Genomic DNA, 12,635 nt, shown 5'->3' with positions numbered 1-12,635 from the left:
TATCTAGACGGATGACGAAAGCGGGTGCCGATATGTACAGCGTGCTGCTGGTGGACGACGAATCGATAGAACTGGAGACGATGGAACACTACGTGCCTTGGGAGCAGGCCGGCTTTCGGATTGCGGGCACGGCGCGCAACGGGAAGGAAGCGCTCGGCAAGATGAAGGAGCTGAAGCCCGACATCATCGTGACGGATGTGCGCATGCCGATCATGGACGGTCTCGAATTCGGGCGCAGGGCGAAGCAAGCCGACAAAAGCGTCAAAATCATTTATTTGAGCGGCCATAACGAATTCCAATATATAAAGTCCGCCCTGCAGATTGAAGCGGCGGGTTACGTCCTGAAGCCGATCGACATGGAGGAGCTGCTCGCGCTGCTCTACAAAGTGAAGAAGAAATGCGAGGATGAGCAGCTCGCGTCCGCCGGCGGCGGATGGCTGCTCGAGAAGCTGCTTCTTCGCATCGTCCGGGAGCCGAATCCGGAGCGCCAATTGGAGTGGATTCGGCAATGGGAGATGCGGGCAGACGGCTTCTCCGCCGGGCAGCCTTACAGCGCGGCTTATTGGACGTTCGAGCCGCCGGCTTTCGGAGGACGTCAGGAAGCCGGCGGCATGCCTTCCGCCTCGGGCCCCGGCTCCGTCTCCGGTTCCAGCTCTGGCTCCGATATTGCCGCGCGGGCGGCGGAGCTGCTGCGTCCGATCCTCGCGCAAAGGCTGGACGCTCAGGTCGTGCTGGAAACCGGAATCAATACGTTATTCATCCTGTTCCAAGGGAAGACGCAGCAGACCGATTCGGCCTATTGGGAGCTGCTTCGCGAGGAACTGCTTGCTGAACTGGGGCAGGCGGTGGAAGCGACGGTCGGGCTATCAGGCCCGTACAGAGGCTACCGCCTGTTGAAGGAGGCGTTCGAGGACTCCCAGCGCTGCAACGAGGAGAAATGGTACCGCCAGACCGGCGCAGTCATCGTTCCCGGCATGCTGAAGGAAACATCCGTCTCCGATCCGGGGGCGGAGCCTGCTTCCGCGGGTCTCATCTCCGCCATTCAATCTCACGATACGGAACGAGCCGAGCATCTTCTCGCCGACTGGTTTTCAGGCTTGCGGAATAGACGGATGGAGCGCCGCTCCGTCCTTCGCGGCGTTATCCAGCTGCTGACTACGCTGGAGCAGCATTTCGCGTCGCTGCTTGCGGGACCGGAGCGCGGCCACCTGCTCGCCGATCATTGGCGGGAGCTATCCTCCATGCCCTCTCTAGCTCATTACCATGCTTACACGCTTCGTTTCTGTATGGAGCTTCTGCGGGCGGCGGGCGACCGGGAGCAGGACCGGAACCAAACGGTGGCAAGCCAAATCGCGAAGCTGCTGGATGAGAAGTACCACCTGCCGGTCACGGTGGAAGATATCGCGAAGGAAGTCTATCTGTCGCCGAATTACGTGAGGACGATATTTAAGGAGAAGACGGGCGAGACGATACTCGATTATTTGACCCGCATCCGGATGAACCACGCCTCCGAGCTGCTGCGGGACAGGAGCTTGAAGGTCCGGGAAATCGCCCATCGCGTAGGCTACGAGAACGTCTCGTACTTCTGCTCCGTCTTCCAGAAGCATAAAGGGAGCACGCCGAACGAATACCGCAAGCTGCATCTTTAGCCGGGAGTGAGGTCGACAAATGGGCACCGTATTCGGTTGGCTTGTGAAGCCTTTTTACAATTGGCGGCTGCGCGAGAAGCTGTTCGTCATCTTTTTGCTGGGCGGCATTCTTCCGCTCCTTTTCTTCGTCCTGTATTCGTATACGACAATCCGCGGCGAGCTGTCTTCGCAGATGGTCGCAAGCACAAAGTCCAGCGTCGCCCAAATTAACACGAACCTCGAAAATAAGCTGGACACCTACACGAAGCTGTCCGCTACCTTATATTTGGACAGCACGCTGCGCGCCTACCTGACGAACGATTATTCGAAGGATCCTTCCCTGTTCGTCGACGCGTACAAATACATTAACAATGCCTTCACGAACATGCTGACAACGAATCCGGACATCGATTCGATGACGATTTACCGCACGAACGAGACGCTGCCCGTAGACGATATGTACATCAAACGCCTTGACAACCGCTTTCGCGAATCGCTTGCTTATGAATCGCTGAGCGGCAGCTACGGCAACGTCCGCTTCGTCACCACCCCTTCCGAGCCGGATCAGCCGGCGGTCTTCACCCTGACCCGGATGCTGAATATTAACAGCATGAACAATCCTTACGGCGTGCTGACGATCAACATTCTGGAGTCGGACATCTTCCGGCTAATGGAGAAAGAGTCGATGGACAAGACGGTGCTCATCGTGAACGAGCAGGGAACGGTCATGTCCGCCAGAGACAAGCAGCTGCTGAACCGGCCGATTCCGATTCCCGGCGCGCTGCCGGATCAGGCGGAGGGCCAGTTCGACAGCCTCTATAACGGGGAGCGCGTCCTTGTCGTCTACAATACGACCAAGTTCGGGTGGAAAAGCGTGTCATTGATTCCCTACGGCAGCTTCTTGACCAAGGCGAATCTGGCCGCTAAGCGTATCCTTACTTATGCGCTCGCCAGCATGGCGGTCATGGCGCTGCTGATTTATATCGCCGCCCGGCTGTTCACGAAACGAATCGAGTCGCTGGTCGGTCTGATGCGGCGGATCGAAAAGGAGGAATTTGAGCTAGGGGATATCCGGCCGCTTGGACGCGATGAGATCGGGCAGGTCGGCAACGCGCTGCGCCGGCTAGCCCAGCGGCTCAGCACGCTGATCTCGGATGTGTATAAGAAGGAGATCGACAAGCGGGAAGCGGAGCTGAACGTCCTGCAAGCGCAGATCAACCCCCACTTCTTGTACAACTCGCTCGCCTCCATCTCGTCGCTGGCGATCCGCAACGCGGATCCGCGCATGAACAAGATGGTCACCGATCTCGCCAAGTTTTACCGGATATCGCTGAACAAAGGGAAAAACACCTTGTCCATCCACGAAGAAATTCAGCTGACCCAATATTACGTCTCGATCCAGCAGGTGCGGTTCGCTAATTTGCTTCGAGTCCATTACGACATCGACGAGTCCGTCCTGCCCTGCCCGATTGTGAAGCTGACGCTGCAGCCGTTCGTGGAAAACTGTATTAACCACGCGATCTGGGACCATGAGGTGGGCATCAACATTATGATCCGGGCTCGCCGCGACCGCCAGGACATCGTGCTCTCCGTCGTCGACGACGGCATGGGCATGCGAATGGCGAGCGGGCCGGAGCTGCCGCAAAGCGGCGACAAGCTGTCCGGCTACGGCATCCGCAACGTGGACAACCGGATCAAGCTGCTGTACGGCGACTCATACGGCGTTTCAATTTACAGCCGCCTCGGCATCGGCACCAGCGTCACGATCCGCATTCCGGGGCGGTAGCATCTATGGTAGGTGTGATGCCATTGCCTACTGCACAGTATGTCCCACTGCAATGGCGGAAAATGCCATTGGGGCAGCGCGGCACGCCGGCCTTCACTCTGCAATGGCGAAAAACGCCATTAGAGCAGCGCGGCACGCCGGCCTTCACTCTGCAATGGCGAAAAACGCCATTAGGGCGGCACGGTGGGCCAATCTTGGCACTGCAATGGCGAAAAACGCCATTAGAGCGGCGCGGTGGGCCAATCTTCACTCTGCAATGGCGCAAAACGCCATTAGAGCTGTGCGACGAGCCGGCCTTCACTCTGCAATGGCGAAAAACGCCATTAGAGCGGCGTGACGAGCCGGCCTTCACGCTGCAATGGCGGAAAACGCCATTAGAGCGGCGCGGTGGGCCAATCTTGGCACTGCAATGGCGCAAAACGCCATTAGAGCGGCGCGTCCGAGCCGGCCTTCACGCTGCAATGGCGGAAAACGCCATTAGAGCAGCGCGACACGCCGGCCTTCACTCTGCAATGGCGCAAAACGCTGTTAGAGCGGCGCGGCACGCCGGCCTTCACTCTGCAATGGCGAAAAACGCCATTAGGGCGGCACGGTGGGCCAATCTTGGCCCTGCAATGGCGAAAAGCGCCATTAGAGCGGCGCGGTGGGCCAATCTTGGCGCTGCAATGGCGGAAAACGCCATTAGAGCGGCGCGTCGAGCCGGCCTTCACTCTGCAATGGCGAAAAACGCCATTAGAGCGGCGCGTCGAGCCGGCCTTCACTCTGCAATGGCGAAAAACGCCATTAGAGCGGCGCGGCACGCCGGCCTTCACGCTGCAATGGCGTAAAACGCCATTAGAGCGGCACGACGAGCCGGCCTTCACGCTGTAATGGCGAAAAACGCCATTACAGTCTCACCGTACAGAAAAAAACAAACTCCGGCTGCAAGAACCGTTGGTTCGAGCAGCCGGAGTTTGTTTATGTGTTGACGTTACTTCTTCACCTTCACCTTAAACAGCTTGGACTGACCCGCCTCCAGGGCAACGGTAAGCGTCTGCTTCGCTTCCGTCTTCGATCCCGTCCAAACGTCCGTCAGCTCGGCTTTCGCGGAGGCTGAAATGCCGAACGCTCTCGTCAGATCGATGGTCTTCGAGGCAGGCACCTGCTCATAATTGAACACCGCCACATAATAATCCTTTTTATGCTGCAGAACGAATACGTCCGCTGCCGCAGTCCCCGTATTGCCCTCCACCGGACGGAACGCTTCGCCCAGCACGGCTATTTCATTTACGTCCCGGTTCGTGAGCAGCGCCTTCATCAGATCCTGCGCTTCGGGATTGCTCACATCGTCCGAGCTCATGAAGACGGTGCCGGATATGGCCGCCGCGTTGACCCTCGACTGCGCAGCGTTGTAGGAGCCGCCTTTGATTAGCGTCATATAGTCCGGATCGGTATAGCGATAGATCGTGCCGTTCTGCCACCAGCCGTACGTCAAGTTGTTCAGCTGATATTCCGTGCGGGCAAGCGAGCCGTCGATGTCGCAGGAGATGCGTCTCGCATGCGCGTACTGGCTAGGGAACAGCGGCGCGATCGAGGCGCTGATGAACATGCGGCCCTTCAACGTCTGGTTAATATGCGCCATGCCTTCGTTGTACGCCTGAATGCCTGTTGTGACGTTTGGATCGTAATGCACGCCTTCAAAGGAGCCGTGGCTGAGGAAGTCGATTTTAATATATTCGAAGCCATAATCCAGGAACCGCTGGAAAATATGCTCCACGCGCATCTTCGAGCCCGGGTGCGTCGGATCAATCGCGTATGCGCCGTCCACCTTCGGCAGCGGATTCCCCGCTTCATCGCGAAGAATAATGTCTCCGTACGTGTATTGACCGTTCGTTCCTTCGACCGGCTGCGCCATGTTGTCGCCCCAATAAACGAACGGCCCGTAATAGATGCCGGCCTTCTGCCCGTTTTTGCGGATCACCTTCACCGCATCCCGCAGCTGCTGATCCGTCAAGTTATCCCAATACGAGTCCATGTTGATGTAGACGGTGCCTTTGTTGTTGAACGTTTGTTGCAGATTGGCTTTGAAAAAATCGGATACGGCCACGACCTTATCGTAGCTGAGCGAGCTGTCGTAAGCGCCCCAGCTGTTCCAGCCGACCGGCACGCCGGACGGCACGCCTTTGCCGAAGGCAAGCGGAGGAGCGACAGCGGCGTTGGCTTCTCCGTATCCTTCAAGCCCATCCCGGTAATCGTCATAATAGCCGACCATAATTTGAGGCGACTTTAGCGTCTTCCCTTCTACGTAGCCATGCTCGATCGTATCGTGCGTTGACGTCACGGACGTAAAACCGCCGTACACCTTCAGCTTGTTCAGCCGGTCGTTCGATCCGCTCCAATAAATGCCCGTTTTCCATACATCGTGCGTGACGGAGCCGATAATAAGCCCGCTCCGGCTTACGTTGTCGTACACTGCCGTCATTTCGGAGCTAATGTAATTGTCACTATTGAGCGACGTATTGATCGTGCGCGATTGGTAGCGCGACCACATGTCGTTGTCGAACGGCGTGATCAGGACGCGGTTGTCGCCGTAGCTGCCGAGATCGACGCCGCCCTTCGCATGCACGGCAAACGGCGCCATATCGTTCGAGCGAATGGACGTCTCGCTGACGAGCTCCTGCGACATGAGGAAATACGGCTGATCTTCGTACAGCTGATAAATCTGCTTCATTACCGGCAGCCCCTCCGAGCGGTTCTCCACTGTTACGCGGACGCCCTTGCCGTGATTGTCTTTGATGCGCATAACGTCGCGAAGGTTGAAGAGATGCTCGTCATATTTACGGCTGTCGAGCAGCTGATCGCCAAGCTGCGCGCTGGCATACGCGCCTTTGATAAGGGTTTTGCCATCCCATGCGATGGCGGATAAACCGGATTCGGTATTGAACGTAACCGCATAGCTCGACGTCGCGAATACGGCGCCCTGCTCATGCTCGGTCACGCGGATGGAACCGAATTTGTCCGAACGGACAGCATCCCCGATGAGTCCGATATTATCGACAGGGCCCGGATCCTCGCCTCCATCGCCGCTTGCAGCTACTTCGATTTTATCAATGTCCGGAGACCAGCCGCCGTCGTCGTCAAACGTAATGGCGTTTGTTCCTTCTTGAAGCAGGACTTCCACGCGGAAGACGCCCAGCGTATCCCAATCGGCCGTTTTGGGGAAAGCATAGTTCTCCGATTCGCCGTCGTTAACCGCAATCGATACCGGGCGCGGATCGCCTGATAGGTAATAGACGCTCAGCGTATACACGCCTGCCTGCTCTACCGTGACTTCCCGGAATTGCAGCGTGGACCCGCCCCACAAATTGCCGACCTTAAGACCGCCCGAGCAGCCGGTTGCCGTCTGGCAGGCGGATATGGACGCATTACCCGTCAGCAAGTTGGCAGACGACTCCGCCTCGTAGACCGAGCCTTCTTCCGGTTCGCCCGGTCCGCCGCCTCCCGGTTCGGACAAACGAAGCTCAATCCGGTCGATGTCAGGCGAATAGCCGCCGCCGTCATCGAACTTCAGCGCATTATCCCCGGCTTGGAGCTCCAGCTGAAGCTCATAAGCTCCGAGCGTCTCCCAGTCCGCCGTAGCGGGCGGGTTGTACGTATCGGTACCGCCTCCGTTCACGGTTAGTTGAAACGGTCGCGGGTCGCCCGATATGTAGTGAACGGTCATCGTGTACACGCCTGCCTCCGTCACGTTAACGCCGTTAAATGTTAACGATGAGCCTCCCCACAGTCCCCCGACCATCTGGCCGCCCGAACAGCCGGTAGAAGGCTGGCATGCCTTGATTTCGGCTTTGCCGGAAAGCGTGTTGCCCGGCGACTCCGCTTCGTACGTTATCGCTTCGGCCGCCTGTGCATTCTCCCCCTCCGCAGCCTCTGCCAGCGACCCGCCCGCATTCTCCGCCGAAGGGCCCGGCATCACCGCCGCCGTCAGGACGAACAGCATGAACGCCAGCATGAGGACCATGCCTTTTCTCGACCACAATCTGTAGCTCCTTTTCATTCGCGACTAACCTCCCTATCGTTCCTCCGTTTTAATTGAAACGCTTTCAATTTCACTTTCACTGTAATCCAGGTTGCAGAGGCGAACAATCCCAATATCCGCCGAACTATACGGCAAACCGCAGAAGATGGAAGAAAGCCGCAAAAAATTTTGAAACGCTCTTGTCCTATGTCCGTAAAAGAAGAAGATGCGCGGCCAGCAATCGCAACCCGCTGGAGGACCACAAAAGCATGGAGGGGAAGCATTATGTTTTCATCCAAAAATTCCATTCGAAATGAATCCTTGCTGCACATTTTGGAGCTGCGGCACCGGATCATCGCGGATAACATCGCCAACGCCGAAACGCCTGGCTATAAAGTAAAAAGCGTCGTCTTCCAGGAGGAATTGGAGAAGATGATTAATCGTGAGGATGAGGAGTCCGTCCGTCTTAAACGGACCCATGAGAAGCATCTGCCGCATGGCACAGAATCCTCAGCAATACCCTATAAAGTGGTCGAGCATAACCATACCGTCATGAACAACAACCTCAATAACGTGGATATCGATAAAGAAATGGCGAACTTAGCCAGCAATCAGCTCTCCTACAATTACATGATCGATAGAGTCAGCGGTCACTATAATAAATACAAAAAACTGTTTGCCGACCTGAAATAGCGCAGGCGGTAAAAGCAAAAAGCCGGACAATCTGCGGGTCACATCCCGACAGCTGTCCGGCTTTCTATATGCTTATGCGCGCGATCAGCCTTTCGCGGCTTGCATCTCTCGCGTAGGTCCCATGATACCAGGCACAGTCAGACCCGCTTGACGAAGCAGCACCGTCATTTGACCGCGGTGATGCGTCTGGTGGTCGATTAAACCGCGCAGCAGCTTACCCCGGTACGTTTTGCCGACAAAGCCGTCTACCTCTTCCGAAAGCATATCGTCCGCTAATTTGGCGGCTTCCGTCTTGAACGCTTCGACCAATTCTTCGTACTTGGCGATAATGTCTGCCATGTTAGGGGGGGCCGCCTCATCCCGGCCAACAGTCGGGACTTGCAAGCCGGCCAAACGGCCGAACATCCCGCCGACGCCAATCAAATGCCAAGCCAACCACCCGAGGGAGTTATGCCCTTCCGCAATTGCAACATTCATTTTGTCATCTGTAATCGCTCTGAAGACGGACAAAGTGCCGGCAGACGAAGCTTCCCAATCCGCTAGAAAATCTTCCACTTTACGGTACATAACAATTTCAACCTCCACAGTCAGTGTCGGTTCTATTCTAAACTTCCGAGGGGGACGATTCAACTTCACACGTTAATTTTTGCACTCGTACTAATCTGCAACTTTTTTATTTATTTAGGCATCCACTTCTTCTATACTACCTAATGGAAGCCGTTTCATATTAAGGGAGGATTTTATTGTAATGAAATTATTTAAAGTTATATTAGCAAGCGGCTTAATTTGTTCACTGTCTTATCATACGACTATATTTGCCAATGAATCGAGCGCGTCTAATGCTCCTCATTATTTGTCTGAAGATCACTATGATTTGGTATTAGAAAGGAATACCCCTTCACCAGAAATAAGAGACCACTGGGCAAAGGACCTCTTTATTTGGGCTGATCGTAATCGAATCTTACACGGTTATGCCGACGGCACTTACCAACCCGACCGGATGGCAAGCGAGGCTGAATTTCTAAAGCTATTAATGAAAACTTTGGAACCAGCCCTCCTAGACAGTGTCGGGCATGGATGGGAAGAAAGTCCGTATAGTTTAGCGGAAACCTATAATTTGCCTGCAAAGGGACTTCAAGACTCATCCTTCATTTTCAAACCGATTAACAGACAAACGGCAGCCGAAATCATAACAGGAATTACCGGCGTACACTATACTGGTGAAGAAGCGGTCAGCTACCTTTGGGGCAACAAAATGATACCGAGCAGACTTGCGCCAACCTTCAAAGCGTTTGACGGCAATGCAACAATTACGCGCGCGGAAGTTTTAGAATGGCTCAGAGTTATATCGCTTCGAGGTTATTGGGGACTACATCCTCGACCAGATGAACCGTCAGATCCAGAGAAATTACCGGGCATTTCGACAGGATCAACCGAAGATCCACCTTATTTTTCGTTCACTCCCATAAACAAAGATGATTTAGATCTTTATAATGAAGAGGGGCACCCCGTCCTTACCTTTGGAATGAAAAAAACGGATATTGAAAGGCAATTCGGTTTATCAGAGGATACGGATGTGTTCCGTAATTATTTATATTCTCAGTTCACTGTAGGCTACGATACTCGTGGAGACATCGACTTTTGGAATATTGATGATAACCAATTCGACAATGAAAACATTGCAGAACTCGAGACCTCCAAAGGAATCTCTGTGACTAAAAGCACCTTGTTCGACGTATTAGATGCCTATGGAACGGGCGGGTACGAGGGGCACAATTATCTCGCGTACTATTATGAAGAAGACAATGACGGTCATTTGCATGCAGTTACCAATCCTAAATTGATCCGGCATAACAATAAAGGATATGTATTAAGCTTCCTTATAGACGAGGAAACCAAGAAAGTCTGGTATATTTCCGTTTCCACCTACCACAATGAGTTTTACGAGTTTTTCGAACACTGAAAAACAGGACATAAACGCCCCCCTTCTGCTCGCTGCATGATGGAGGGCGTTAATCAATGTTGGGGAAGTGACCGCCGGGCCAGAAACCTTGCGTATTCCAGCGGACGAATTAAGGACATGTCCCCAAACGCCATCGTATAGGGATAAGGCAGCGGGTTCACTTCGAATATCCAAACCTTCCCCGAGCCGTCAATGCCAAGATCGATGCCCAAGTCCGCCATGTGGTGGCCGGATTCGTCGAAAAAGCCGCATATCCGATGACCCACTTTAAGAATCTCGGCCTCGATCTCCTCGCTGCTCTTTTTGATTCGCATGAACAGGTCGGGGAAGTCCCTTCGCAGCAGCATCCGATAATGATTTAACCGGATGTAATCCCCCGATAATGCGGCGCGGGACATCAAAAACGCTTCCTCCCACTTCCCTTCGCCGTTTTTGCACATATTCAACCGGATATCCGTGGGCAGACCGTACCACCTTACTGTCGTAATGGACTGCTGCATAATGTATGGCCAGCCCGGCTTCAGCTTCGGGAGCCATTCCCAAAGATTCGGATAGGCCTTCTCCCCCTGCTCAAAACTGCTTACGTGCACTTGGCCGTCCTCTCCAAGCCTCACGACGAATACTCCCTTGCCGCTCGCTCCGTCCGCCGGCTTCACATAGACTTCCCGGTGCCGCCGCAAAAAATGATCCACATCAGGGTTTAGCCCCTCCCCGGCATAAACGCTGCAAGCATCCGGCAAATGCCGGCTTAGCAATGGATCTTGCCGGAGAAGCTCGTGACCCTCCAGCTTATCGAAAGTAAAACTGTTGAACACGTTTTTTCCTATCAGCTGCACCATTCTTTGAACCATTTCCTGCTCTACGCGCCCATCAAGATAAATCACATCCGGTACCGGATACATTCCCCAGATCCAGCTTACCTTTCCCCTCACTCGATCGATCTTCGCCTTATACCCGCTCACTTCTCTAGAGCTGAACAGAATGTCATTGGGACCAAATCGAATGAAATCCACATCGTCTGAACCATATCTCAGCAATCTTGCCTGTATCAAGTCATGCCTAGGGTAGGTGACGCCTATCCCGATTGTGACGTTTGAATCTCGAGCAGCCATTCCAGTTCGCCTCCTAACTGAAAGTCACCCTAGCCGCCACCGCCGCCGCAAAGCCTTAATGCAAAGCTTCCTTTTAACGGATCCTGAATGAGAATGCTCGCGAATATATCTTGGTTGCCCAAGCGAGTGTCCGTCCAAGCGGAGATAAGCCGATCGGGCCCGGAGCCAACCGGCGGCATAAAGGAATTGGCGTTGTAGTCGCCGATAAACGTGTTGCCGAATTCTCCGGTATTCGGATTAAAGGAAACGTCGGTAGCACGGACATTGACGGGAAACGTGGCGCCTCCGTCCACGGACTCCGCCACGAACGTATCCATCTCCACCCCGGTTGGCGAAGCAAGGCGGTTCGTATAATAGGTGACTTTGAATGCGCCGGATGCAGGCGACACGGAAGGATAAGGGAAGAAATTTTGGGATGCTTCCGGGCTTAAGCTATCCACACGCACCGGAACGGTCCATGTCGCGCCCCCATCGGAGGAATGTGCAGCGATAATATGAGCATTCCCTGTTGAGAAATCGGTTGCGACCGCATAAATTCTTCCGGCGAAAGGCCCGAAGGAGATATCCGTTGCGATATAGGAGAACGTAGGCGTACGGAATTGCCAGCCGGCAACTCGAGCGTTTAAACTATCCGGCGCAGCCGTGAAATTCATTACCGGAACGGCAGGCCCGAAAGTAACGCCTCCGTCGTCCGAACGCCGAATGAAGAAGGTTGCCGCGCCGCCTGCGGCGCTGTCGACCCGGTTGATCCAGCTGACGTATACTTCGCCGGTTGGTCCGACGGCCACGCATGCTCCTTGAACAAATCGTCCCCCCGCGACAACGCCCGTAATCGGGAACGGCACCGCGCTCCAGGTGGCGCCTCCGTCAAGGGAGCGTTGAAACAGCATCTGCGAACCGGCGGCTGTGAATTGCACATACGCGACGTAGCAGTTGCCCTGAAACGGGCTGGTCGTGACCGTATCGACCGCGGAGAAGTTTTTATCGTTAAACTCCGTCAAGCTCCCCTGATTCACAAAGACGGGACCTGTAAAGGTTGCTCCGTTATCCGTAGACCGATACGCGATGATTGAACCATTTGTGCCGCCGCCGTCCCGGTCGAATGATATCCCTGTAACGAGGAAAAAGCTCGTACAGCCCCAGTTCACGATTCCGTCTCCTCCCGCGTCAAAGCCGGCAGGCAATGGCAGCACCGCGTTGGACCAGGCTGTGCCCCCATCCGTCGATCGGTATATGCCAATAGCGGAGTCACCGTTTCGATAGTCGTTGGCCGTGCAGCAAATGATGCTTGTGTTAAGCAAATTGGCCGCGATGCTCGGCTCATTTTGCGGCGCGTTATTGGGAGTGACCCTTACATCCATCGAATCGGCCGATTGGAGAATGGACGGCCCGGGACTGCCGGTAAGCGCAGGCGGTATACTGAATCTGTGTTTCAGCAAGCAACATACCCCATCTC

Annotated in this window: 9 protein-coding genes; 5 read left to right on the top strand and 4 right to left on the bottom strand. The window is 54.8% G+C overall.

Translation table 11 applies throughout. The features are described from left to right. The first annotated feature begins 32 nt into the window (after window positions 1-32). From D3P08_RS21525 to D3P08_RS21515, 3 genes are all read left to right on the top strand, one after another. A complete protein-coding gene (locus D3P08_RS21525) occupies window positions 33-1,649 on the top strand; it encodes a response regulator (protein WP_162848563.1) in 1,617 nt (538 codons plus the stop codon). Window positions 1,650-1,668: 19 nt separating this feature from the next. Then, window positions 1,669-3,414: a sensor histidine kinase gene (locus D3P08_RS21520; protein ID WP_119602182.1), complete on the top strand. Its 1,746-nt coding sequence runs from the start codon at window positions 1,669-1,671 to the stop codon at window positions 3,412-3,414. Window positions 3,415-3,608: 194 nt separating this feature from the next. Continuing rightward, window positions 3,609-4,241, top strand: a complete 633-nt coding sequence (locus D3P08_RS21515) for a hypothetical protein (RefSeq protein ID WP_147381837.1) — start codon at window positions 3,609-3,611, stop codon at window positions 4,239-4,241. A 143-nt stretch (window positions 4,242-4,384) separates the two neighbouring features. Here D3P08_RS21515 and D3P08_RS21510 read toward each other — a convergent pair whose 3' ends face one another. Continuing rightward, a complete protein-coding gene (locus D3P08_RS21510) occupies window positions 4,385-7,450 on the bottom strand; it encodes a carbohydrate-binding protein (protein WP_119602180.1) in 3,066 nt (1,021 codons plus the stop codon). Between the two features lie 246 nt (window positions 7,451-7,696). Here D3P08_RS21510 and flgB point away from each other — a divergent pair, with 246 nt between their 5' ends. After that, entirely contained in the window at window positions 7,697-8,104 is a 408-nt protein-coding gene (flgB, locus tag D3P08_RS21500) for a flagellar basal body rod protein FlgB (protein WP_119602178.1), read from the top strand. 84 nt (window positions 8,105-8,188) lie between these two features. Here the strand turns inward: flgB and D3P08_RS21495 are convergent, their stop codons facing one another. Beyond that, window positions 8,189-8,671 (bottom strand): DinB family protein, encoded by a 483-nt coding sequence (locus D3P08_RS21495; RefSeq protein ID WP_119602177.1) that lies wholly within the window; start codon window positions 8,669-8,671, stop codon window positions 8,189-8,191. A 181-nt stretch (window positions 8,672-8,852) separates the two neighbouring features. Here D3P08_RS21495 and D3P08_RS21490 point away from each other — a divergent pair, with 181 nt between their 5' ends. Next, the gene (locus D3P08_RS21490; protein WP_119602176.1) at window positions 8,853-10,067 is read left to right on the top strand and encodes an S-layer homology domain-containing protein; all 1,215 of its coding nucleotides are present in this window, start codon (window positions 8,853-8,855) and stop codon (window positions 10,065-10,067) included. 53 nt (window positions 10,068-10,120) lie between these two features. Here the strand turns inward: D3P08_RS21490 and D3P08_RS21485 are convergent, their stop codons facing one another. Together D3P08_RS21485 and D3P08_RS21480 are read right to left on the bottom strand one after the other, a co-directional pair. Continuing rightward, window positions 10,121-11,179: a YheC/YheD family protein gene (locus tag D3P08_RS21485; RefSeq protein ID WP_119602175.1), complete on the bottom strand. Its 1,059-nt coding sequence runs from the start codon at window positions 11,177-11,179 to the stop codon at window positions 10,121-10,123. A gap of 29 nt (window positions 11,180-11,208) precedes the next feature. Continuing rightward, window positions 11,209-12,618 carry a sialidase family protein gene (locus tag D3P08_RS21480; RefSeq protein ID WP_206098993.1) on the bottom strand — a complete coding sequence of 470 codons (1,410 nt, stop codon included), beginning with the start codon at window positions 12,616-12,618 and terminating at the stop codon, window positions 11,209-11,211. Window positions 12,619-12,635 lie beyond the last annotated feature (17 nt).

It is taken from the genome of Paenibacillus nanensis (assembly GCF_003583765.1).
Classification (GTDB): domain Bacteria; phylum Bacillota; class Bacilli; order Paenibacillales; family Paenibacillaceae; genus Pristimantibacillus; species Pristimantibacillus nanensis.
This window is presented reverse-complemented; position numbering and strand designations above follow the sequence as displayed.

Bases quoted from the DNA above. Each gene is read 5' to 3' on its own strand.
- D3P08_RS21520 (WP_119602182.1), top strand. From the start codon at position 1,669: ATGGGCACCGTATTCGGTTGGCTTGTGAAGCCTTTTTACAATTGGCGG.
- D3P08_RS21490 (WP_119602176.1), top strand. From the start codon at position 8,853: ATGAAATTATTTAAAGTTATATTAGCAAGCGGCTTAATTTGTTCACTG.
- D3P08_RS21525 (WP_162848563.1), top strand. From the start codon at position 33: ATGTACAGCGTGCTGCTGGTGGACGACGAATCGATAGAACTGGAGACG.
- D3P08_RS21495 (WP_119602177.1), bottom strand. From the start codon at position 8,671: ATGTACCGTAAAGTGGAAGATTTTCTAGCGGATTGGGAAGCTTCGTCT.
- D3P08_RS21485 (WP_119602175.1), bottom strand. From the start codon at position 11,179: ATGGCTGCTCGAGATTCAAACGTCACAATCGGGATAGGCGTCACCTAC.
- D3P08_RS21510 (WP_119602180.1), bottom strand. From the start codon at position 7,450: ATGAAAAGGAGCTACAGATTGTGGTCGAGAAAAGGCATGGTCCTCATG.
- flgB (WP_119602178.1), top strand. From the start codon at position 7,697: ATGTTTTCATCCAAAAATTCCATTCGAAATGAATCCTTGCTGCACATT.